Below are 21,414 nucleotides of genomic sequence, written 5' to 3' on the forward strand. Positions count from 1 at the left end.
TCGCCGCACACATCGCAAACCGAGCAGGCGAAAGGAACATTATCCACACCTGTGGACGGATCCGCTCACAAGGACACGCCGGCCGTGGATCCCAGTCACAGGTTGCCCTCGCGGCCCAGGCTGGCTACCGTGGCACGAGCAGTTATCCACAGGAGCGAGATCGAATCCGCGGCTGTGCCGAGCCACCCCGGGGGAACCATGTCCGCATCCGCAGCGTCCGACGTCCCGATCTGGGACGAGCTGCTCGCCGAGCTCGTCGGCGATGAGCGCGTGACCGCCCCCCTGCAGGGCTTCCTCAATCTCGCCGTCCCCGCCGGGGTCATGACGGCGACGCTCTACCTCGAGGTTCCGAACGACCTCACCGCCGGCCAGATCAACAAGCGCCTCCGGCTGCCGATCATGGAGGCGCTCGCGCGCATCGGCGACGAGGTCACGTCCTTCCGCGTCACGGTGAACCACGACATGGTGGAGCAGCAGACCGCTCCGATCCCCGTGGCCGACTTCGGCGCGACCCGTCAGGAACCCGCCCGCGTCGAGTCCCCGATCGAGCAGCAGCCGACGCCGATCCGGCACGAATCTCGGCTGAACCCGAAGTACGTCTTCGACAACTTCGTCATCGGCCAGTCCAACCGCTTCGCCCACGCCGCCGCCGTGGCCGTGGCCGAGGCGCCGGCGAAGGCCTACAACCCGCTGTTCATCTACGGCGGGCCCGGGCTCGGCAAGACCCACCTGCTGCACGCCATCGGCGACTACGCCCAGTCCCTCTACGCCGGGGTCAAGGTGCGCTACGTGTCGAGCGAGGAGTTCACGAACGACTTCATCAACTCGATCGCGAACAACCGCGGATCCGCGTTCCAGGCGCGGTACCGCGAGGTCGACATCCTGATGATCGACGACATCCAGTTCCTGCAGGGCCGCGCGGAGACCCAGGAGGCGTTCTTCCACACCTTCAACCAGCTACACGATCACAACAAGCAGGTCGTCATCACGAGCGATCTCCCGCCGAAGCACCTCACCGGCTTCGAGGAGCGGATGCGCAGCCGGTTCGAGTGGGGCCTCATCACGGACGTGCAGGCGCCCGACCTCGAGACCCGCATCGCCATCCTCCGCAAGAAGGCGCAGAGCGAGCAGCTGCATGTTCCGGATGATGTGCTCGAGTACATCGCGACCAAGGTGTCGTCGAACATCCGCGAACTGGAGGGCGCGCTCATCCGCGCCACGGCGTTCGCGAACCTGAACCGCTCCGCGCTCGACATCGCCACCGCGCAGACCGCCCTGCGCGACATCGTCGACCAGGACGAGGACAGCATCATCTCGCCGACCGACATCATCACGACGACGGCGAACTACTTCAAGCTCACCGAGGACGACCTGTACGGCTCGAGCAGATCGCAGCAGATCGCGACGGCTCGCCAGATCGCCATGTACCTGTGCCGCGAGCGCACCAACCTCTCCCTGCCGAAGATCGGCCAGCTCTTCGGCAACCGCGACCACACCACGGTGATGTACGCGTACAAGAAGATCAGCGAGCTCATGAAGGAGCGTCGCGCCATCTTCAACCAGGTGACCGAGATCACCGCACAGCTCAGCCGGCGCTGATCCGGGTCCTCGCCCCCGCGGCTCGGTGCCCGCCCTCCGCTCCCACGTGGACCGCTGCGGGCCTTTCGGCGACTCCTCGGCGAAATCCGGCATCCGCCCCGCCCGAGAGTCCACATGTGGATAACTTGGGGATATCTCGTCCGACAGACGGCGTGGATTCCCCACACAGCACCCTGATCTGTGGATAACTCGGAAGACACGTTCCTCCGGGCACGGCCTCGGACCCCACTGTTTCCGCAGGGTCTCCACAAGTCACAGTCGTGTAGTTCCCTACGGCCGCAAAGCATCCCCAGAGTTATCCACAGTATCCACAGGCGTTAACACCGTTAAGAACTCTCTTCGAATCTCGGTCCATCGATCACCTCCCGAGGCCGACCTGGGGATGGATCCGGATCCGAGGGCCTGCGACCTGGACGGGAAGCCTGCTGGCATTAGCATGGGATCCCCTGGTGTCTGCCGGGGTCGGAGGGAACGACGGTCATGTCCCTGCGGGTCGAATCGACGAAGGAGCACCGGTGAGGTTCCAGGTCAATCGCGATGTCTTCAGCGAAGCAGTGTCCTTCGTCGTCAAGCTCCTGCCCCAGCGCAACCCCCAGCCGATCCTCGCGGGCGTGCTGATCGAGGCCGGCGACGACGGCCTCACGCTCTCAGCGTTCGACTACGAGGCCTCCGCGCGCACGACCATCGAGGCGACGGTCGAGGAACCGGGCACGATCCTGGTGCACGGCCGCCTGCTGTCCGACATCGCCAGCCGCCTGCCCAATGCGCCCATCGAGATCTCGGTCGAGGAGGACGGAGGGATCGCGGTGCGTTGCGGATCCGCCCGGTTCACCCTCGCGGCCATGCCGGTCGAGGAGTATCCCTCGATCCCCGAGGTCTCCGGCACCAGCGGTCTGGTCCCGGCCGAGGAGTTCGGCACCGCCATCGCCCAGGTCGCCTTCGCGGCGTCGCGCGACGACGTCACCCCCGTCCTCACCGGCGTCCAGCTCGAAGTGGGCGACAACACGCTGAGCCTCGTCGCCACCGACCGCTACCGGGTCTCGCTCCGCGACGTCCCCTGGGACGGCGCGGCCGGGGAGCAGACCGCGCTGGTCCCGGCGCGCACGCTGCAGGAGGTCGGGAAGACCTTCGGTCACGCGGGCACCATCCAGATCTCGTTCTCCGGAGCCGGGGACCGCGAGATCATCGCGTTCACCGCCGGCAACAAGACCGTCACGTCGCTGCTGATCAAGGGCAACTTCCCGCCGGTGCGCCGGCTCTTCCCCGAGCAGACCGATCACCACGCGGTGGTCAACACGGCCGACCTCACCGAGGCCGTCCGCCGTGTGGCGCTGGTGCTCGACCGCTCCGCACCGCTGCGGTTCACGTTCGACACCTCCTCGGTCACGATGGACGCATCGGGCGGTGAGCAGGCCAGGGCCTCCGAGTCGGTCGACGCGCACCTGAACGGCGAGGAGGTCACGCTGGGACTCAACCCGCAGTACCTGCTCGAGGCGCTCGGCGCGGTCAAGAGCGAGTTCGTGCGCGTCACGTTCACCTCGTCGGACAATGCGAACAAGCTCAGCCCGGTGCTCGTCACCAGCCAGACCTCGGTCGACCAGGCCGGACTGGACTCGTTCAAGTACCTGCTGCAGCCGAACCTGCTGCTGCGCTGACGCGCAGCCCGTCGCGAGATCCGCGAGACCGAAACTCCTTCACGAGACCGACGTTCTCATCGTCGGTTTCGTGACGCGGGTTCGGTCTCGCGGCTGTTCCCCGGCTCCGCGGGTCCGCTGTTCCGCGGGGCCGCGGGGCAGCCGCGCAGCAGCACGGCGGGGCAACGGCGCCGGCCGGGTCGAGCGCTCCCGCCGGTCCGGCTGTCGGGGGCCGCGGGTAAGGTTGCTCGGGTGATTGTGGAGCACCTCAGCCTCGTGGATTTCCGCAATTACGCGACCGCCGAACTCTCCCTGCACCGCGGGCCGAACGTCCTCGTGGGGCGCAATGGCCAGGGCAAGACCAATCTCGCCGAGGCGATCGTCTTCCTCGCCACCCTCGGCTCGCACCGGGTCTCCTCCGACGCGCCGATGGTGCGCGACGGATACGACGCGGCGATCGTCCGCACCCGCCTCGCCCACGGTCCGAGAAAAGTCCTGATCGAAGTGCAGATCAATCGACAGGGATCGAACAAGGCGCGCATCAACGGAGCGCCGGGCCGCACGGCAGACCTCCCGCGCTACGCCCACGTGGTGCTGTTCGCCCCGGAAGACCTGCAGATCGTACGGGGCGACCCCTCGGCGCGGCGGCGGTTCGCCGATCAGCTGCTCATCCAGCGCACGCCGCGCATGTCCGCGGTGCTCGGCGACTACGACCGCGTGCTCCGGCAGCGCACCGCGCTGCTCAAGTCGGCGCGCGCCCGGGGCATGAAGGCGGAGGGCCTGACGACCCTCGACGTCTGGGACGACAAGCTCATCGCGCTCGGATCCGAGATCATCGACGCGCGATCCCGACTGGCGGCGGATCTGCAGCCGGGCGTGGCCGCGGCCTATGCGGCGATCGCCGGGGCCGACCACGATCCGCGCCTGCACTGGGCGCAGTCGATCCGCGGCGGGGATCCGGAGGAGGCCTCCCTGAGACCGGTCGCCGAGACTGCCGAAGCGCAGGGACCGGATCCCGCGGAGTCCGCCGGTTCCACGGCCGAGCTCTTCCGCGCCGCCCTCGTCGCCAAGCGCCCGGCGGAGCTCGAGCGCGGGCTCACCCTGGTCGGACCGCACCGCGACGACTTGCTGCTGCGGGTGCGGGACCTGCCGGTGAAGGGATACGCCTCGCACGGCGAGTCCTGGTCGATCGCGCTGGCGCTGCGCCTCGCCTCCGCGGAGCTGCTGCGCGCGGAGTCCCCCGCCGGCGACCCGGTGCTCATCCTCGACGACGTGTTCGCCGAGCTCGACGCCGAGCGCCGGCGCCGGCTGGCCGACCTCACCGCGGACTACGAGCAGGTGCTGGTCACCGCCGCGGTCGAGGAGGACATCCCGGAGGTGCTGCATCGGCATGTGGTGCGGATCTCCGCAGGCACGATCACGGATGAGCGCGAGAACCCTGCGGACGGGGAGGCGGACCATGACTGAACCCGTCGAGCCCGACGTGCCGGAGACCGTCGCGACCTACCTGCGCCTGCGCGGACTCAAGCCGAGCTCGAAGAACTGGAAGCGAAAGAAGCGCCTCGTCGACGACGAGAACGCGCCGTTCACCGCGGGCCGGGATCCGGGCACGCTCGGCGACGTGCTGGCGAAGCTCACCAGGGATGCGGGCTGGGAGGCGGCGCTGAGCCGTGAGGACCTGGTGCTCCAGTGGGCCGAGCTCGCCGGGCCGGACACGGCGAAGCACTCGGAACCGGTGTCGCTCGAGGGCGGGATGCTCACGGTGAAGTGCGACTCGACGGCTTGGGCGAAGAACCTGCAGTACATGCGCGCCGTGATCATCACGGAGATCGGCCGGCGCTACCCCGAGGCGGGCGTGGAGAACATCCGCTTCGTCGGGCCGGACGTCCCTTCCTGGAAATGGGGCCCCAGAGTCGCTCCAGGGCGCGGTCCGCGCGATACCTACGGTTAGGACATGATCCATCCCGTCGAGGGGGGCTTCAGGCGCGCAGAAGCGCGTACAACGAGACAGGAAGGGGTCTTTCCGATAGACTGACGACCTAGATCTTCGATGTGGAGCCTCCCCTCAGATGACGCCTGAAACCCCCTCTGACGCGAACGAATCGACCCAGACGGGGGCTGAAGCACCCGGATCCGCGACGAACCAGAGCACCGCCGGCACGCCGGCCGAGCCTGCCGAGTACGGCGCCGACTCGATCCAGATCCTCGAAGGCCTCGAGGCGGTGCGCAAGCGCCCCGGCATGTACATCGGCTCGACCGGCCCGCGGGGTCTGCATCACCTGGTGTACGAGATCGTCGACAACTCGGTCGACGAGGCCCTCGCCGGTTACGCCGACACGATCCTCGTCACGCTTCGCGCCGACGGCGGCGTGCGCGTCGTCGACAACGGCCGCGGCATCCCGGTGGATCCCCACTCGTCGGATCCGACGAAGTCGACCGTCGAGGTCGTGCTCACGATCCTGCACGCCGGCGGCAAGTTCGGCGGCGGCGCCTACGCGGTCTCCGGTGGTCTGCACGGCGTCGGCTCATCGGTCGTGAACGCCCTCTCCACCCGCTTCGAGGTCGAGGTCAAGCAGAAGGGCTTCGTCTGGCGGCACAGCTTCGCCGACGGCGGGGCGCCGCAGCAGCAGCTCGAGAAGGGCGAGGCCACCGACGAGACCGGGACCGCGATCACGTTCTGGCCGGACGGCAGCATCTTCCAGGAGACCGTCGAGTTCGACTACGACACCCTCCGCACCCGGTTCCAGCAGATGGCGTTCCTGAACAAGGGCCTGCGGATCGAGCTCGTCGACGAGCGCGAGGGCGCGACGGTCGACGAGGAGGTCGACGGCACCGTCGTCACCCACCAGCGCGCGGACGTGTTCTTCTACGAGCGCGGCCTCGTCGACTACGTCGAGTACCTCAACCACGTGCGCAAGGCCGACGTGGTCAACGACGAGATCATCGCCTTCGAGTCGGAGGACACCGAGCGCAAGATCTCGCTCGAGGTCGCCATGCAGTGGACCACCGGCTACACCGAGAACGTGTTCACCTACGCGAACACGATCAACACGCACGAGGGCGGCACCCACGAGGAGGGCTTCCGCGCGGCGCTGACGACGCTCGTCAACCGCTACGCGCGCGCGAACAACATCCTCAAGGAGAAGGACGACAACCTCACCGGCGACGACGTGCGCGAGGGCCTCACCGCGGTCATCTCGATCAAGCTCGGCGAACCGCAGTTCGAGGGCCAGACGAAGACCAAGCTCGGCAACACCGAGGCGAAGGCGTTCACGCAGAAGGTGGTCGGCGACCAGCTCGGCGACTGGTTCGACCGCAACCCGAAGCAGGCGAAGAACGTGGTGACCAAGGCCGTCGAGGCCGCCACCGCCCGCATGGCCGCCCGCAAGGCGCGGGAGACCGCCCGCCGCAAGAGCGTCTTCGAGTCGGCCGCGATGCCCGACAAGCTCAAGGACTGCACGAGCAAGGATCCGTCGATCTCGGAGATCTTCCTCGTGGAGGGCGACTCGGCCGGCGGTTCGGCCGTGCAGGGGCGCGACCCGCACACCCAGGCGATCCTGGCGCTGCGCGGCAAGATCCTCAACGTCGAGCGCGCACGACTGGACAAGGCCCTGGCCAACAAGGAGGTCCAGGCGATGATCCAGGCCTTCGGAACGGGCATCGGCGAGGACTTCGACCTCGAGAAGGCGCGCTATCACAAGATCGTGCTGATGGCCGATGCCGACGTCGACGGCCAGCACATCACGACCCTGCTGCTGACGCTCCTCTTCCGCTACATGCGCGGGCTCATCGAGGCCGGCTTCGTGTTCCTCGCGATGCCGCCGCTGTACCGCCTCAAGTGGACGAACGCCCCGCACGAGTACGTGTACTCCGACGCGGAGCGCGACGCCCTGCTGAACGACGGGCTCGCGAACGGCAAGCGGATCCCCAAGGAAGCGGGCATCCAGCGCTACAAGGGTCTGGGCGAGATGAACGCCAAGGAGCTGTGGGAGACCACGATGGATCACACCACGCGAACGCTCCGCCAGATCACGATCGACGACGCCGCCGCGGCGGACGAGATCTTCAGCGTGCTGATGGGCGAGGACGTCGAGTCCCGCCGCAGCTTCATCCAGCGCAACGCCAAGGACGTGCGGTTCCTCGACATCTGATCCCGTGACGGGATCCGCGCGCCGCAGCGCGCACAGAACTTCTGGACCACTCAGGAAGAGCAGACATGGCTGACGACGAAGAGATCATCACGAACGAGGGCGCGCAGGACATCCGGGACGGCCACAACCACGGCAAGATCGACCAGGTCGACCTGCAGTCGGAGATGCAGCGGTCGTACCTCGACTACGCGATGGCGGTCATCGTCGGCCGCGCGCTGCCCGACGTGCGGGACGGGCTCAAGCCCGTGCACCGCCGCGTGATCTACGGCATGTACGACGGCGGCTTCCGCCCCGACAAGTCGTTCTCCAAGTGCGCCCGCGTGGTCGGCGAGGTCATGGGTCAGTACCACCCGCACGGCGACACCGCGATCTACGACACCCTCGTGCGCCTGGTGCAGCCGTGGTCGCTGCGCTATCCGCTCGCGCTCGGTCAGGGGAACTTCGGCTCCCCGGGCAACATGGGCGCCGCGGCCCCCCGGTACACCGAGACGAAGATGGCTCCCCTCGCGCTCGAGATGGTGCGCGACATCGAGGAGAACACGGTCGACTTCTCGCCGAACTACGACGGCCAGACCGAGGAGCCCGACGTCCTGCCGGCGCGCTTCCCGAACCTGCTCGTCAACGGCTCGATCGGCATCGCGGTCGGCATGGCGACGAACATCCCGCCGCACAACCTGCGCGAGATCTCCGACGCCGCGCTGTGGGCGCTCGAGAACCCCTCGCTGCCCCGTGAGGAGCTGCTCGAGGGCCTGATCCAGCGGGTCCCCGGCCCCGACTTCCCGACCGGCGCGCAGATCCTCGGCACGAAGGGGATCCAGGAGGCGTACCGCACCGGACGTGGATCCATCACGATGCGCGCGGTGGTCGGCGTCGAGGAGATCCAGGGCCGCACCTGCCTCGTGATCACCGAGCTGCCCTACCAGGTGAACCCCGACAACCTCGCGGTGAAGATCGGCGACCTCGCCCGTGAGGGCAAGATCACCGGCATCGCGGACATCCGCGACGAGTCGAGCGACCGCACGGGCCAGCGCCTGGTCATCGTGCTCAAGCGCGACGCGGTCGCCAAGGTCGTGCTGAACAACCTGTACAAGCACACCCAGCTGCAGGACAACTTCGGCGCGAACATGCTCGCGATCGTGGACGGGGTGCCCCGCACCCTGGCGCTGGACGGCTTCATCACGCACTGGCTCGACCACCAGATCGACGTCATCGTGCGCCGCACGAAGTTCCGCCTGGCCAAGGCCGAGGCGCGCATGCACATCCTGCAGGGCTACCTCAAGGCGCTCGACGCGCTGGACGAGGTCATCGCCCTGATCCGCCGCTCGCCCTCCGCGCAGGAGGCGAACGAGGGTCTGCAGAAGCTCCTCGACATCGACGAGGAGCAGGCCCAGGCGATCCTCGACATGCAGCTGCGCCGCCTCGCGGCGATGGAGCGCCAGAAGATCATCGACGAGGCGGCCGAGCTCGAGGTGCGGATTGCCGACTACAAGGAGATCATCGTCGACGAGGGTCGTCAGCGTTCGATCATCCGCGACGAGCTGACCGCGATCGTCGAGCGCTTCGGCGACGAACGCCGCACGCACATCCTGCACGGGTTCGACGGCGACGTCTCGATGGAAGACCTCATCGCCGAGGAGGAGATGGTCGTCACGGTCACCCGTGAGGGCTACATCAAGCGCACCCGGAGCGACAACTACCGTTCGCAGCACCGTGGCGGCAAGGGCGTCAAGGGGGCGCAGCTGCGCGCCGACGACCTCGTCGAGCACTTCTTCGTCACGACCACGCACCACTGGCTGCTGTTCTTCACGGACAAGGGTCGCGTCTACCGCACCAAGGCGTACGAGATCCCCGAGGCCGGTCGTGACGCGAAGGGCCAGCACGTCGCCAACCTGCTCGCCCTGCAGCCGGAGGAGAAGATCGCCCAGATCCTCGACATCCGCGACTACGAGGCGGCCCAGTATCTCGTCCTCGCCACCCGTGGCGGCCTGGTGAAGAAGAGCCGGCTCGGCGACTACGACACCAACCGTCAGGGCGGTGTCATCGCGATCCGCCTGCGCGAGGAGGACGAGCTGGTCAGCGCGTTCCTCGCCGACGCGACCGACGACGTGCTGCTCATCAGCCGCCACGGGATGTCGGTGCGCTTCCACGCGACCGATGAGGCGCTGCGCCCGATGGGACGCGCGACCGAGGGTGTCAAGGGGATGCGGTTCGCCCCCGAGGACAGCCTGCTCTCGGCCTCCCTCGTCACCGATTCCGGCTTCGTGTTCGTCGTCACCGACGGCGGCTATGCCAAGCGCACCTCCGTGGACGAGTACCGTGTGCAGGGCCGTGGCGGTCAGGGCATCAAGGTCGCGAAACTGAACGATGATCGGGGGATTCTCGCCGGTGGTCTGATCGTCCAGGAAGACGATGAGGTCCTTGTGGTTCTTGCCAGCGGCAAGGTGGTACGCTCTGCCGTGGCCGAGGTGCCGGCAAAGGGTCGCAACACCATGGGCGTGGTTTTCGCCCGGACCGACGAGGACGATCGGATCCTTGCGATCGCCCGGAACACCGAGCGCGGCCTGGCCGACAGCGAGGAGTCCGAGGACTCCGGTGCGGCCCCCGAGACCGAGTCCCCCGAAGCCCCCGAAGGAACTGACGCATGAGCACGGTAGCCGACAAGCTCGCGAAGAAGTCATCCCGGAAGACCTCCAGCAAGCAGGTGCGTCTGCGCCTGGTCTACATCGACTTCTGGTCGGCGGTGAAGCTGTCCTTCCTGGGGGCGATCGCGATCGCGATCGTCACGCTGGTCTCGTTCCTGCTGATCTACCTGGTGGTGGACGCCACCGGCCTGATGGGGAAGGCCGATGAGTTCGTCAGCGGCATCGCCGACGGGTTCAAGCTCAGCAAGGTGATCGGCCTCCCCCAGGTGCTGGCCTTCGGATCGGTCTGCGCGATCCTGAACCTCATCGTGTTCACGGTGCTGGGCGCGGTCGTCGCCGGGATCTACAACTTCGCGGTCAAGGTGACCGGCGGACTGCTGGTCGGCTTCACCTCGAACTGACGCAGCGGACTCGCGAAAGGCCCGGATCCCTCGGATCCGGGCCTTTCGTCGTCGGGGTGCGGCCGAGTCGGCGTCAGACCACTCCGGTCGTGCCCAGCAGCGTGCCGATGAGCCAGGTCGCGACGAGGGCGAGCGCGCCGCCGATCACGAGACGGAGCGATGCGCGCACCGCGTTCGAGCCGCCGATCCGTGCCGAGAGGGCGCCCGTGGCCGCGAGGGCGACGAGCACGGCGACGAAGGTGACCGGGACGCGCCAGGCCGGCGGCGGCAGCAGGATCGCCAGGAGCGGCAGGATCGCCCCCGCGGTGAAGGCGATCGCCGAGGAGAGGGCGGCGTGCCACGGGTTGACGAGGTCGTCCTGATCGATGCCGAGCTCGACCTCGAGATGCGCGGCGAGGGCGTCGTGGGCGGTGAGCTCGACCGCGACCTGATGCGCGGTCTGTTCGCTCAGGCCGCGCTGCTTGTACAGCTCGGTCAGCTCGGCGAGCTCCGCTTCCGGCATGGTGCGCAGTTCCTCGCGCTCCTTGGCGATGAGGGCGTGCTCGCTGTCGCGCTGACTGCTCACCGAGACGTACTCGCCGAGCGCCATCGAGATCGCGCCGCCGATGAGGCCGGCGAGGCCGGCGATGAGGAGCGCGGCGTTGTCGGTGGTCGCCCCGGCCACGCCGACGACGAGGGAGGCGACCGAGACGATGCCGTCGTTGGCGCCGAGGACTCCGGCGCGCAGCCAGTTCAGGCGCTGACCGAGTCCGGAGCCGTGCGGTTCCTGCGGATGGAGTGCGCTCACGTGGTGCTGTCCCGTTCTCTCGCTGCGTGCATGAGATCATGTAAGCATGAGCGGGCGCGCTCGTCCATCGAGGATAGGCATGCATAAGCCGCGCCGATCCGGATCCCGAGACATCCCGAGACGGCTTATGGAAATCCCGAACGGCTTCCTCCGGCTGCCTCCGTTCCCCGTCCGCGAGCACCCCCGTAGCGTGGAGCCATGTCTACCGCTCCGTCCTACAGCCCGCCCCCCTCGGGGGCGACCGCCGGCCCGCTTCCCGCGGCCGCCGCACGCACGCCGCTGCGCCTGTTTCTCACGATCCTCGAGCTCGCCGCCCTCGGCGTCATCGGATCCGGGCTCGTCGGCTTCCTGACGGCGTGGCTGTTCGGCGGGGTCGGCCTCCTCTTCGTCGGCGTCGGGATCGTGATGCTCGTGGGGCTGGTCTACGCGCTGTTCGGGCTCGGCTGGTTCGAGATCGCACGACTGAACGGCCTCTACGGCTTCGACCTTCCGGCTCTGCGCTGGCGTCCTCGCGAGCGGCCGGGCTTCGGCGGCTGGCTGCTGTCGCTCTGGCGTCAGGCCTACAACGGGCGGATGTGGCGGGCGATCGCGAACTTCGCGATCGCGTGCGCGCTGGGCTCGCTGGTGCTGCGCCTCATGACCTGGTTCGGCTGGTCCGCCGTGACGGCGTTCGCGCCGCTGTTCACCGGCGGCGATGTCGACACCGGCTGGGGCACGAGCTATCCCCGCGAGTGGGCCCCCGTCCTCGGCGGCGCGGGCGCGGCGGCGGCCGTCGTCGGCATCATCAGCCTGGCGCTGCTGCACCGGGTGATCTCGCGCGGCATCGTGGCGACGCCCGACCGCAACCTCGATCTCAGCGAGCAGGTGCGCACCACCACCGCGCAGCGTGCGGGCGCGGTGCGGGCGGCCGATGTCGAGCGCACCCGGATCGAGCGGGATCTGCACGACGGCGTGCAGCCGCGCCTCGTGTCCGTCGGGATGACCCTCGGGATGGCGCAGCAGAAGATCGACACGGATCCGGAGGCGGCGAAGGCGCTCATCGCCGAGGCGCACACGTCCACCAAGGCGGCGATCACCGAGCTGCGCCAGCTGGCGCGCGGCATCCACGCCTCGGTGCTCGACGACCGCGGGCTCGACGCGGCGCTCTCCGCGCTGGCCGGACGCTCGCCGGTGCCCGTGGCGCTCGACGTGCGGCTGGACGGCCGCTGCTCCCGTGACGCCGAGGCGGCGGTGTACTTCGCCATCGCGGAGTCGCTCACCAACGCCGCCAAGCACTCCCGGGCGAGCGAGTGCCGTGTCGTGGTGCGCAAGCGCGACGGCGGCACGCTCTGGGCCCGCGTCGAGGACAACGGCATCGGCGGTGCGACCGTCATCGCCGGCGGGGGCCTCGACGGGATCGGCAACCGCGTGCTCGCCGCCGGCGGCACCATCCGGCTGGACAGCCCGGTCGGCGGTCCCACGAGCCTGGAGGTGAGCGTCCCGTGCGCATCCTGATCTGCGAGGACTCCGTCCTCCTGCGCGAGGGCCTCGTGCGTCTCCTCGAGGACGCCGGGCACACCGTGGTCGCGGCCCTCCCCGACGCCACCGAGCTCGACGAGACCGTCGACGCCCGCGATCCCGAGCTCTGCATCCTCGACGTGCGCCTGCCGCCGACGTTCGTGGACGAGGGGATCCGCGCAGCTCTGTCTCTGCGCAAGCGCCTCCCCCAGCTGCCGCTGCTCGTGCTCTCGCAGTACGTGGAGGAGCGGTACGCGTCCGACCTCATCGCGGCTCAGGGATCCGCGGGTCCGCTGGGCTACCTGCTGAAGGACCGCGTCGCGGACGTCGCCGAGTTCATCGAGTCGGTGCAGCGCATCGCCGCGGGTTCGACCGTGCTGGATCCGGAGGTCGTGGCGCAGCTGCTCACCCGGCGGAGCCAGGACGACCGGATGCGGAGTCTCACCGATCGCGAGCGCACGGTGCTCGCGATGATCGCCGAGGGCCGGTCGAACCAGGCGATCGCGGGCACGCTGTTCCTCTCCGAGGCGAGCGTCGAGAAGCACATCACCGCCATCTTCCAGAAGCTCGGGCTCGAACCCGACGAGTCCGGCAACCGCCGGGTGCTCGCCGCGATCGCCCACATCTCCAGCACCGGCCGGGGTGGATCCCCGGCCGCCCCTTCACAGACGGGAACGAACCGATGACCGATGTCACCCCTCCCGCCCCCGGCACGGACCCGTTCGGCGGGGCGCCGGCGACGCCCGCGGCCCCGGGGACCCCGGGCGCCGAGCACTCCCCGGGTTCCTCTGCGCCACGGCCGCCGCGCGGTGCGCTCACCGCGATCACGATCGCCGCGGCGATCATCGGCGGCGGCGCGCTCGTCACGGTCGGCGGCACGTCGGCGTTCGCCGCGATGCATCAGGTCGCGACCGGGAACGGATCCGCGCGGAGCAGCAGCACGGTGGACGCCGACGGGATCACCACGCTGAAGGTCGACGTCGGCCGCGGCGATGCGACGATCCGGTTCGGCGACACGACCGACGCGACGATGATCGTCGACGGCCAGGACGCGGGCGACTGGACCATGCGCCGTGAGGGCGACGTGCTGCGGATCGAACGTCCGGGCGGAGCCTTCGGATGGTGGATCGGCGCCTGGTTCGGACAGGATCCGCAGATGACGCTCACCCTCCCCCGTGAGCTGGAGGGTGAGCTGAACGCGGACCTCCAGCTGGATGCGGGATCGCTTACGGCGGAGGGGCGGTTCGACACGCTGTCCACCACCGTGAACGCCGGGCAGCTGACCGTCGACGGAGGAGCGAAAGCCTTCACCACGCGGATCAGCGCCGGATCCGCCACGGTGCGCCTGCAGGACGTGACCACCGCCGACCTGTCGATGTCGGCCGGAGACATCAGCGCCACGATCAGCGGCTCCCAGCCCGACCTGATCCGCCTCGACGTGAGCGCCGGATCCATGGACGTCACGGTTCCGTCCGGCCGCTACGACCTGTCGAAGGACACCTCTGCGGGGAGCCTGGACGCGCAGATCCAGACCGATCCGTCGTCCTCTCATCGCATCCAGTCGACCCTGTCCGCAGGGAGCATCACCCTGACCGAAGGGCGCTGACCGCGCCGATTTCGTGTTCGCGCCGCCGTCAGGTAAAGTCTTGGAGGTTGATACGGGGCTATAGCTCAGGCGGTTAGAGCGCTTCACTGATAATGAAGAGGTCCCAGGTTCAAGTCCTGGTAGCCCCACCGACATGTGAGCGGATCCGAGAAATCGGATCCGCTCATTCGGTCGAAACCCGTCATCGACACGGGGCCTTAGCTCAGTTGGTAGAGCGCCTGCTTTGCAAGCAGGATGTCAGGAGTTCGAATCTCCTAGGCTCCACAGTTTCCTGATCATCGACTCGTCGCCTCTCTCACAGAGGGTGCACAGCGCGCGTGCGCGCCGTCGCACCTAGGCTGACGAAGATGTCGACCGCGCAGGAGACGGAGCCTGAAGAGCTGCTTCTCGACCCGATGACCCGGCGGGCGCGGCGCCGACGAGCGGCCATGATCGCCGGGGCCTCGCAGGAGTCGTGTGAAGTGCTGAGAGGATGGCCGCGAGGGGGATTGGCATGTCGACGAGATCGCAGACTCCGAAGGCGAGACGCCGATTCGGCGGCTGGATCGTGCTCGGAATCGTCGTCGCCGCGATCGTCGGTCCTCCGGTGACGATCACCCTGGTGAACGACGCCTCGGCGCGAAGCGTCGAGTCGTCGTTGCGGGCGCTTCCGTTGCCGGAGAGGACTGAGCTGGTCGACTCGACGTCCCGCGCGGCGAAGATCGTGGGCAACGGGAACGGCATGCAGTACCTGGGTGCCCTCCTCATCCGCAGCGACGAGAGCGCGGTCGAGTTGCAGGCCTTCTACGACGCGCAGAGCATCCCCGGCGATCTGACCGTCGCCGTCGCCCCGTCCGGGCGGCTGAATGACTTCCACGGTGCGGGTGGTTTCCTCGATGAACCCGGTGAGGCCGGGACGTTCGTTGTCTACGCGTGGGGCGAGGGTCCGGGCGAGGTGTTCGAGGAGTTCGACCTGCGCGGGCACTGACCTGCCGTTCCGTCGCCGGTCCCGGCGGGCGAGGCACGGGGCCCGCGTGCTACACGACCGCCTCGGCGAGGGCGGCGATCGGAGACAGGCGCGGAGCGCCCGCGGTGACGCGCCCCCACGATGCCGCGAGGATCTCGACGGCCCGCTCCAGTTCGCGCGGCTCGGCCGTGAACGGGATCCGCAGTCGTCGTTCCTGGCCGCCCTCCACCGCGAAACGGCCGCCGGCGCTCAGATGCAGACCGTGCGATGCGGCGTCGATCACCAGCGCCGAGCTGAGCGGTTGTGCGAACCCGGTCCAGAGCGCGACCCCGCCGTGCACCCGGGGCACAGACCACTCCGGCAGCGCGCGGGCGAGCGCGCCGCTCAGGGCGTCCCTTCCGGCGCGCAGCAGTGCCGAGCGCTGCGGCAGGATCTCATCCAGCCGCTGCACCACCCGCGTCGCGACGGCCTGCTCGAGGTCGGGAGTGCCCAGGTCGTGGGTGGGGCGGGCGGCCCGCAGGCGCCGGATCACGTCGTCGGCCGCGCGGATCCAGCCGATCCGCAGGCCTCCCCAGACCGACTTGCCGAGGGATCCGACCCGGATGGTCGAGGTGTGCCCGACTCCGAGCGGGTGCAGGCGCGGGAGCCCGTCGATGTCGAGATCGGCGGTGGTCTCGTCGATGAGGAGGAAGGATCCGGCGTCGTGCGCCGAGCGTTCGAACACCGCCCGCTCGGCGATGCTCATCGTGCGGCCCGTCGGATTCTGGAACTCGGGCATCAGGTAGGCGAGCACCGGTCTCGTCCGGGCGAACGCCTGGGCGGCCCTATCCACGTCCCAGCCGAGGTCGCAGTCCACCGGCACGCCGACGAGCCGGGCGCCCACGCGGCGGAACGTCTCCATGGCGTGCGGATAGCTCGGCGTCTCCAGCAGTACCCGGTCGGCGCGTCGCAGCACCGTGGAGGCGATGAGGTTCAGTGCCTGCTGCGCACCCGTCGTGACCATGATCTGCGACGGCGTCGTCGCGATCCCCTGTTGCGCATAGCGATCGGCGATCGCCCCCCGCAGCTCGGCGTGACCGAGGATGTCGTATCCGGCTCGGGAGACGAGCGCGGTCGCCGAAGCCGCGGCCTCGGCGATCACTCCGGGAAGCCCGGGCCAGGCGGGAGGACTCGCCTGCTGCAGATCGATGCCCTCCCGATCGAACCAGCGTGCCGCGGCCGTGCGTCCGAGCGGGCGGGTCACGCTGCCGGATCCCTGCCGGCTCACGATGTGGCCCGTGCTGCGCAGGCTGCGGTAGGCGGCCGCGACCGTGGTGCGGCTCACCCCGAGCGCTGCGGCGAGCTCGCGTTCCGCCGGGAGGGCGGTCTCGGCGGCGATCCGGTTGTCCAGGCACAGCAGGCGGATGGCGTCGGCGAGGGCGTCGAAGGCGGGTTCGCTGGTGCGCCACAGTCCGAGCAGCTCGACCAGGGCGCGAGCGGAGAGCCGGGAGTCCATGAGGCCAGCCTAGGCCGATTGGACTGGTGTCAACAGTCCATTTCTGCTCGATCATGGAGGCATGACACGAAGGGTGCTGCAGCTGCTGATCGGTCTCGTGCTCTACGGCGTCGGAGACGGACTCATGATCACCGCCGGTCTGGGCGTGGATCCGTGGACCGTGTTCGCCCAGGGCCTGGCTCGTCACACCGGCATCGGCGTGGGCTGGATCACGAACATCGTCGGGCTGCTCGTGCTGCTGCTGTGGATCCCGCTGCGCCAGAAGCCCGGCATCGGCACCCTGCTCAACGTGCTGCTCGTGGGCACCGCGATCCAGGCGACCGTCACGGTCGTCCCGCCGGTGCACGGCCTGCTCGCGCAGGTGCTCGTGCTGGTCGCGGGTGTGCTCGTCGTCGCTCTGGCGAGCGGGCTCTACATCGGCGCACGGTTCGGCCCCGGCCCCCGCGACGGTCTCATGACCGGCATGAACGCGCGTCTCGGCTGGCCGATCTGGGTCTCCCGTCTGACGGTCGAGGTCACGGTGCTCGTGATCGGCTGGCTGCTCGGCGGCACCGTGGGCATCGGCACCGTCGTCTTCGCGCTCGGGATCGGTCCGCTCGTGCACATCGCGCTGCCCCTGCTGGATACGGCGCGCGCGAGCCGCAGCGACCGTGAGGCGCCTGCACAGGTCGAGCCTGCATGATGGAGTCATGGCGGCGAGACGTGGGGTGGCACCGTTCGCGCTTGCCGCCGTGCTGCTGGCCGTCGCATTCGTAGCGACCTACCTGTTCTTCGTCCGCACCTACGTCGGGCAGATCGTCGACGAGCGCGCCTTCGTCGGCGCGTCGGGTCAGCACGACGCCGTCTACCGGGTGGCGGGCTTGGTCCTGGGCAACGTCCCGACCGTCGCCGTCGGCGGCGGGATCCTGGTCACGCTCATCATCGGCATCGTGACCCGCCGGTTCCGGCATCTGACGGTGGCGCTGGGCGTCGGCGCCGTGGCGGTGGCCGCCGCAGAGCTCGCCAAGCACGTCTTCCTGGAGCGGGCCGCGACCGGCGCGACCGACCTCCTCGACAATTCATTCCCATCCGGGCATGCGACGGTGGCGGCGGCTGCGGCCTTCGCCGTCTTCGTGGTCAGCCCTCCGCGCTGGCGTCCGCTTGCGGCGGCGCTCGGCGGGGCGTTCGCTGTGCTGACGGGCATCGGACTCGTGATCCAGCAGTGGCACCGCCCCAGCGACGTGGTCGCGGCGTTCATGCTCGTCGCGGCATGCGGATGCCTCGGCGGCATCGCCCTCCTGCTGTGGCGGGTGCCGGAGGCCGTTCCCCCGGCGCGGTCGCTGGGAGCGCTCTGGTGGGTCTCCGGAGCGAGCGCGGTCGCATCGGCGATCGCGTTCGTGGTCATCTTCGTCACCGTGGAGAACCACGGCAGCCATCTGCAGATCGCCTACGCCGGCGGCAGCACGGCCATCCTCGCCGTCGGCAGCGCATTCGCGGCCGCCGGGAATTCCCTCTTCCGCCGGATCTCCTGACGGGTCCGACAGGTTCTCCCGAGCTTCCGCACAGGCTCGGGAAAGGAAGGGATCCGTCTCGGTCGCGCGCCGGATCCTTTCCTGCGAGGAATCGGAAAACAGCCGGTGAACAGCCGGTATCCAGGCGAGCGATCCGGTCGGACAATGTCGTGCGGGATCATTTCCGCATTCCCTGAGTAATCCACATGTGGATGAACCTGTTAATAGATTCCGCAGGACCGGGAAGTCGTCATCAGCGAGGCCGGACCGACCACGTCTGCACGATCCGCCGACGCCCTCTCGCGCCCGATCGGGGGCGCGCCGGGATTGCGCCGATCGCCCGCGCGGGGTCCATACTCGTCGTCATGCCTTCCACGCTCTCCCTCGACGGGCTGCGCTTCGCCATGGTCTCCTCGACCGCCAGCGCCGTCGACTCCGCCGCTCCGACGACCTTCGACTATCACCAGGACGGCCGGTTGATCTGGGGCGAGTACACCGGGGACACGGTGACGGAGGGGCGCTTCGTCGGCGAGGTGGCGGGTGCCGAGGTGCGGGTCTCGTTCGCGCATGCGCTCGTGGCGGATGGCACCGTCGTGCGGGGAGACGCGGTCAGCCGCGCCGAGCAGGCCGAGGACGGCCGGATCCGCCTCGTCGAGGACTTCGCGGTCGACGGGGTCGACCACGTGAGCGTCTGCCTGCAGGTCTGAGGCGCCCGCACCCGGTCCGTTCAGCGCCGCCGACCCGGGGTCGCTCCGGTTACGCCCGTGCTCGCTCAACGGCCCCGGGGCTGAACCTCAGATCCGGGTGCCCCTGCTGCCGTCGGTGCGGGTGAACCGCATCAGACCGCTGTCGACCCCGATCGCCGCGCGCTGCGGGATCTCGTCCGGCAGCACGAACGGACGGCGGAACACCTCGCCCATCACGATCGCCGTCTCGACCTTGGTGACCTCGGGACGGTCGGCGATCGTGCCGATCACGAGCGACTGCATGCGCTCCATGTCGATGCTGCGGACGATCAGCATCACGTCGTGCTCACCGGTCATCACCATCGCCGACTCGACATCGGGCATCTCGCCGATCGCCTGGAGGAACGACGTCCAGGACTGCGGCTGGATCGTGCAGAACACGAGGGCGCTCACGCCGAGGCCGAGTCGTGTGGTGTCGACCTCCGCGGTGTACCCGGTGATGATGCCCGCCCGCGTCAGCGACTCGACGCGGGAGTAGGCGCTGGCACGCGAGATCCCGACCTCCTGGGCCAGGGCGGCGATCGAGATCCGTCCGTTGCGACGCAGCGCGCGGAGGATGTCGTACGCGATTTCGTCGATCGCGGGCACGGATCGTCCAGATACGTGAGGCTGATCTTCGCTCATGCTGGACATATTGCCGTAGTGATGGAAGCGTGACAATGGATTGCTCGAAATTGAGCCGATCCGTCGGATATAGTGCCGGGAAACCCGATCTGGTCGTCTGACCTGTCCATTCTTTCAATGAGGAGGAAGCCGTGGCCCGTTCTTATCGCCACGTCGCCGCAGCGGTCATCGCCGCGGCCGCCATCGCGCTCGCCGGCTGCTCCGGCGGCAACTCCGCGAGCAACAACTCCAGCGGATCCTCCTCCTCGGGCGGCACGCTCGTGGTCGACACCGCGTTCTCGCTCGAGACGGGCGACCCCGGTCGCAACTATGTCCCGACCGGCAACATGGTGCTGCACGCGGTGTACGACACCCTGCTGACGTTCCAGGGCGCCGACTCGACCACCCCGAAGCCCGACATCGCGACCATGAAGCAGAACTCGGACGCCACCGAGTTCACCTTCACGATCCAGGACGGCCGCACGTTCTCGGACGGCACTCCGATCACCGCCGATGACGTGGTCTTCTCCTTCGACCGCGTCGCCGGCATCACCGACTCCAAGGCCAACTTCCTGATGACAGGGATCACGGTCACGAAGGTCGACGACAAGACGGTGAAGCTGTCGACCAAGACGCCCTCGCTGCAGCTGCCCGCGATCGTCACCAACCCGTCGCTCGCGATCCTGAACTCCAAGGTCGTGAAGAAGAACGGCGGCACCACCGATGACAAGGACGGCGCGAAGAGCTGGCTCGACGCGAACTCCGCCGGATCCGGCCCGTACAAGCTGCAGTCGCTCGACCTCACCACCCAGGTGGTGCTGGTGAAGAACGACAAGTACGACGGCGAGGACAAGCCTGCCTACGACAAGATCGTGGTGCGCAACATCTCGCAGTCGTCCACGCAGCTCACCAACCTCAAGGGCGGCGACTCGAACGTGGCCGTCGACCTCTCCGGCGACCAGGTCAAGAACCTCGGTGACGGCTTCACCGTCGACTCCGCTCCGTCGGCCGAGACCCTCTTCCTCCTCATCAACCAGGACAAGAACGTCGGCGGCGTGACCGCGAACCCGAAGTTCGCCGAGGCCGTGCGCTACGCGCTCGACTACGACAAGCTGCTCGAGCTCGCCGGATCCGGATCCGAGCAGGCCACCGGCGTCATCCCGCCGATGTTCCCCGGCGCGAACAAGACCGGCGTGAAGCAGGATCTGGACAAGGCCAAGGCCGCGCTCGTCGCCTCCGGCTACACCGGCCAGGAGGTCAAACTGCAGTTCCCGAACGACAACCCGGTCGGCGGCGTGGAGTTCACGCCGGTCGCCGAGCGCGTGCAGGAGCAGCTGAAGGCGGTCGGCATCAACGCGACCCTCGCCCCCGCCCCGTTCGCGACCGAGGTGCAGCCCTACGTCAAGGCGCAGGAGGCGTTCTCGCTCTGGTACTGGGGTCCCGACTACGCCGACACCTCGTCGTTCCTGCCGTTCGGCCCGGGCCAGAAGGTCGGCCTGCGCGCCGGCTGGACCGCCGAGGCCGACCCGGCGATCGCCGACCTCGTGACCAAGGCGCAGAACGCGACGACCGTGGACGCGCGCAACACGGCGTTCAGCGACTACGCGAAGGCGATGCAGGAGTCCGGGCCGTTCGTGCCGCTGATCGTCCCCGGCATCAACCTCGCCAGCTCCACCAAGGTCGCCGGTCTCGAGTACAACGTGACCTGGACCCTGGACCTGCGGACGCTGCACCCCGCCAAGTAAGCCCTGCGGGGGCCGGATCCACCGGGATCCGGCCCCCGCAGCACCACGCCGTCACCGCCCCGCAGACCCGGA

The 21,414-nt window shown here is 68.8% G+C and carries 18 protein-coding genes and 2 tRNA genes; 17 read left to right on the forward strand and 3 right to left on the reverse strand.

Going from position 1 to position 21,414, the window contains the following annotated elements:
* Positions 1 to 198 precede the first annotated feature (198 nt).
* The 7 genes from dnaA to WFJ01_RS02825 all read left to right on the forward strand — a co-directional run bounded on the left by dnaA (position 199) and on the right by WFJ01_RS02825 (position 10,427).
* A complete protein-coding gene (gene dnaA / locus WFJ01_RS02795) occupies positions 199 to 1,599 on the forward strand; it encodes a chromosomal replication initiator protein DnaA (protein WP_251443825.1) in 1,401 nt (466 codons plus the stop codon).
* Between the two features lie 515 nt (positions 1,600 to 2,114).
* Positions 2,115 to 3,254, forward strand: coding sequence for a DNA polymerase III subunit beta (gene dnaN, locus WFJ01_RS02800; RefSeq protein ID WP_251443827.1), 1,140 nt, complete (start codon positions 2,115 to 2,117; stop codon positions 3,252 to 3,254).
* Positions 3,255 to 3,485: 231 nt separating this feature from the next.
* A complete protein-coding gene (recF, locus tag WFJ01_RS02805) occupies positions 3,486 to 4,700 on the forward strand; it encodes a DNA replication/repair protein RecF (protein WP_336628143.1) in 1,215 nt (404 codons plus the stop codon).
* The gene (locus tag WFJ01_RS02810; RefSeq protein WP_251443832.1) at positions 4,693 to 5,184 is read left to right on the forward strand and encodes a DUF721 domain-containing protein; all 492 of its coding nucleotides are present in this window, start codon (positions 4,693 to 4,695) and stop codon (positions 5,182 to 5,184) included. Before recF ends, WFJ01_RS02810 begins: the two co-directional genes overlap by 8 nt.
* Positions 5,185 to 5,302: 118 nt before the next feature.
* Complete coding sequence (gene gyrB / locus WFJ01_RS02815) at positions 5,303 to 7,384, forward strand: DNA topoisomerase (ATP-hydrolyzing) subunit B (protein ID WP_292882329.1); 2,082 nt, start codon at positions 5,303 to 5,305, stop codon at positions 7,382 to 7,384.
* Positions 7,385 to 7,449: 65 nt separating this feature from the next.
* Complete coding sequence (gene gyrA, locus WFJ01_RS02820; RefSeq protein WP_336628144.1) at positions 7,450 to 10,029, forward strand: DNA gyrase subunit A; 2,580 nt, start codon at positions 7,450 to 7,452, stop codon at positions 10,027 to 10,029.
* On the forward strand, positions 10,026 to 10,427 hold the full coding sequence (locus WFJ01_RS02825) for a DUF3566 domain-containing protein (protein WP_251443841.1): 402 nt from the start codon (positions 10,026 to 10,028) through the stop codon (positions 10,425 to 10,427). Before gyrA ends, WFJ01_RS02825 begins: the two co-directional genes overlap by 4 nt.
* A gap of 73 nt (positions 10,428 to 10,500) precedes the next feature.
* On the opposite strand, the gene WFJ01_RS02830 is transcribed toward WFJ01_RS02825, so the two are convergent.
* Positions 10,501 to 11,214: a VIT1/CCC1 transporter family protein gene (locus tag WFJ01_RS02830; protein WP_292882322.1), complete on the reverse strand. Its 714-nt coding sequence runs from the start codon at positions 11,212 to 11,214 to the stop codon at positions 10,501 to 10,503.
* A 198-nt stretch (positions 11,215 to 11,412) separates the two neighbouring features.
* Here WFJ01_RS02830 and WFJ01_RS02835 point away from each other — a divergent pair, with 198 nt between their 5' ends.
* From WFJ01_RS02835 to WFJ01_RS02860, 6 genes are all read left to right on the forward strand, one after another.
* A complete protein-coding gene (locus tag WFJ01_RS02835; RefSeq protein ID WP_336628145.1) occupies positions 11,413 to 12,708 on the forward strand; it encodes a sensor histidine kinase in 1,296 nt (431 codons plus the stop codon).
* Complete coding sequence (locus WFJ01_RS02840; RefSeq protein WP_292882319.1) at positions 12,696 to 13,397, forward strand: LuxR C-terminal-related transcriptional regulator; 702 nt, start codon at positions 12,696 to 12,698, stop codon at positions 13,395 to 13,397. Before WFJ01_RS02835 ends, WFJ01_RS02840 begins: the two co-directional genes overlap by 13 nt.
* Positions 13,394 to 14,317, forward strand: a complete 924-nt coding sequence (locus WFJ01_RS02845) for a DUF4097 family beta strand repeat-containing protein (RefSeq protein ID WP_292882316.1) — start codon at positions 13,394 to 13,396, stop codon at positions 14,315 to 14,317. Before WFJ01_RS02840 ends, WFJ01_RS02845 begins: the two co-directional genes overlap by 4 nt.
* Positions 14,318 to 14,371: 54 nt before the next feature.
* Positions 14,372 to 14,445: transfer RNA gene (locus WFJ01_RS02850), tRNA-Ile, on the forward strand.
* A gap of 63 nt (positions 14,446 to 14,508) precedes the next feature.
* Positions 14,509 to 14,581 (forward strand) — tRNA-Ala (locus WFJ01_RS02855).
* Between the two features lie 229 nt (positions 14,582 to 14,810).
* On the forward strand, positions 14,811 to 15,284 hold the full coding sequence (locus WFJ01_RS02860) for a hypothetical protein (protein WP_295032288.1): 474 nt from the start codon (positions 14,811 to 14,813) through the stop codon (positions 15,282 to 15,284).
* A gap of 49 nt (positions 15,285 to 15,333) precedes the next feature.
* Here the strand turns inward: WFJ01_RS02860 and yczR are convergent, their stop codons facing one another.
* A complete protein-coding gene (gene yczR, locus WFJ01_RS02865; protein ID WP_295032286.1) occupies positions 15,334 to 16,758 on the reverse strand; it encodes a MocR-like transcription factor YczR in 1,425 nt (474 codons plus the stop codon).
* A 61-nt stretch (positions 16,759 to 16,819) separates the two neighbouring features.
* Here yczR and yczE point away from each other — a divergent pair, with 61 nt between their 5' ends.
* The 3 genes from yczE (at position 16,820) to WFJ01_RS02880 (ending at position 18,955) form a co-directional block, all read left to right on the forward strand.
* On the forward strand, positions 16,820 to 17,440 hold the full coding sequence (gene yczE / locus WFJ01_RS02870) for a membrane protein YczE (protein ID WP_295032284.1): 621 nt from the start codon (positions 16,820 to 16,822) through the stop codon (positions 17,438 to 17,440).
* A 7-nt stretch (positions 17,441 to 17,447) separates the two neighbouring features.
* Positions 17,448 to 18,269 (forward strand): phosphatase PAP2 family protein, encoded by an 822-nt coding sequence (locus WFJ01_RS02875; RefSeq protein WP_336628146.1) that lies wholly within the window; start codon positions 17,448 to 17,450, stop codon positions 18,267 to 18,269.
* A 344-nt stretch (positions 18,270 to 18,613) separates the two neighbouring features.
* Entirely contained in the window at positions 18,614 to 18,955 is a 342-nt protein-coding gene (locus tag WFJ01_RS02880; RefSeq protein ID WP_251443863.1) for a hypothetical protein, read from the forward strand.
* Between the two features lie 87 nt (positions 18,956 to 19,042).
* Here the strand turns inward: WFJ01_RS02880 and WFJ01_RS02885 are convergent, their stop codons facing one another.
* Positions 19,043 to 19,582: an Lrp/AsnC family transcriptional regulator gene (locus WFJ01_RS02885; RefSeq protein WP_251443865.1), complete on the reverse strand. Its 540-nt coding sequence runs from the start codon at positions 19,580 to 19,582 to the stop codon at positions 19,043 to 19,045.
* Positions 19,583 to 19,749: 167 nt separating this feature from the next.
* Here WFJ01_RS02885 and WFJ01_RS02890 point away from each other — a divergent pair, with 167 nt between their 5' ends.
* Complete coding sequence (locus tag WFJ01_RS02890) at positions 19,750 to 21,342, forward strand: ABC transporter substrate-binding protein (RefSeq protein WP_336628147.1); 1,593 nt, start codon at positions 19,750 to 19,752, stop codon at positions 21,340 to 21,342.
* Positions 21,343 to 21,414: the final 72 nt, after the last annotated feature.

Source organism: Microbacterium sp. MMO-35 (assembly GCF_037147555.1).
In the GTDB taxonomy this organism is placed as follows: Bacteria; Actinomycetota; Actinomycetes; order Actinomycetales; family Microbacteriaceae; genus Microbacterium.

Coding starts and splice junctions, on each gene's coding strand:
- dnaA (WP_251443825.1), top strand. CDS start 199: ATGTCCGCATCCGCAGCGTCCGACGTCCCGATCTGGGACGAGCTGCTC.
- WFJ01_RS02810 (WP_251443832.1), top strand. CDS start 4,693: ATGACTGAACCCGTCGAGCCCGACGTGCCGGAGACCGTCGCGACCTAC.
- gyrB (WP_292882329.1), top strand. CDS start 5,303: ATGACGCCTGAAACCCCCTCTGACGCGAACGAATCGACCCAGACGGGG.
- gyrA (WP_336628144.1), top strand. CDS start 7,450: ATGGCTGACGACGAAGAGATCATCACGAACGAGGGCGCGCAGGACATC.
- WFJ01_RS02825 (WP_251443841.1), top strand. CDS start 10,026: ATGAGCACGGTAGCCGACAAGCTCGCGAAGAAGTCATCCCGGAAGACC.
- WFJ01_RS02835 (WP_336628145.1), top strand. CDS start 11,413: ATGTCTACCGCTCCGTCCTACAGCCCGCCCCCCTCGGGGGCGACCGCC.
- WFJ01_RS02845 (WP_292882316.1), top strand. CDS start 13,394: ATGACCGATGTCACCCCTCCCGCCCCCGGCACGGACCCGTTCGGCGGG.
- WFJ01_RS02860 (WP_295032288.1), top strand. CDS start 14,811: ATGTCGACGAGATCGCAGACTCCGAAGGCGAGACGCCGATTCGGCGGC.
- yczR (WP_295032286.1), bottom strand. CDS start 16,758: ATGGACTCCCGGCTCTCCGCTCGCGCCCTGGTCGAGCTGCTCGGACTG.
- yczE (WP_295032284.1), top strand. CDS start 16,820: ATGACACGAAGGGTGCTGCAGCTGCTGATCGGTCTCGTGCTCTACGGC.
- WFJ01_RS02875 (WP_336628146.1), top strand. CDS start 17,448: ATGGCGGCGAGACGTGGGGTGGCACCGTTCGCGCTTGCCGCCGTGCTG.
- WFJ01_RS02880 (WP_251443863.1), top strand. CDS start 18,614: ATGCCTTCCACGCTCTCCCTCGACGGGCTGCGCTTCGCCATGGTCTCC.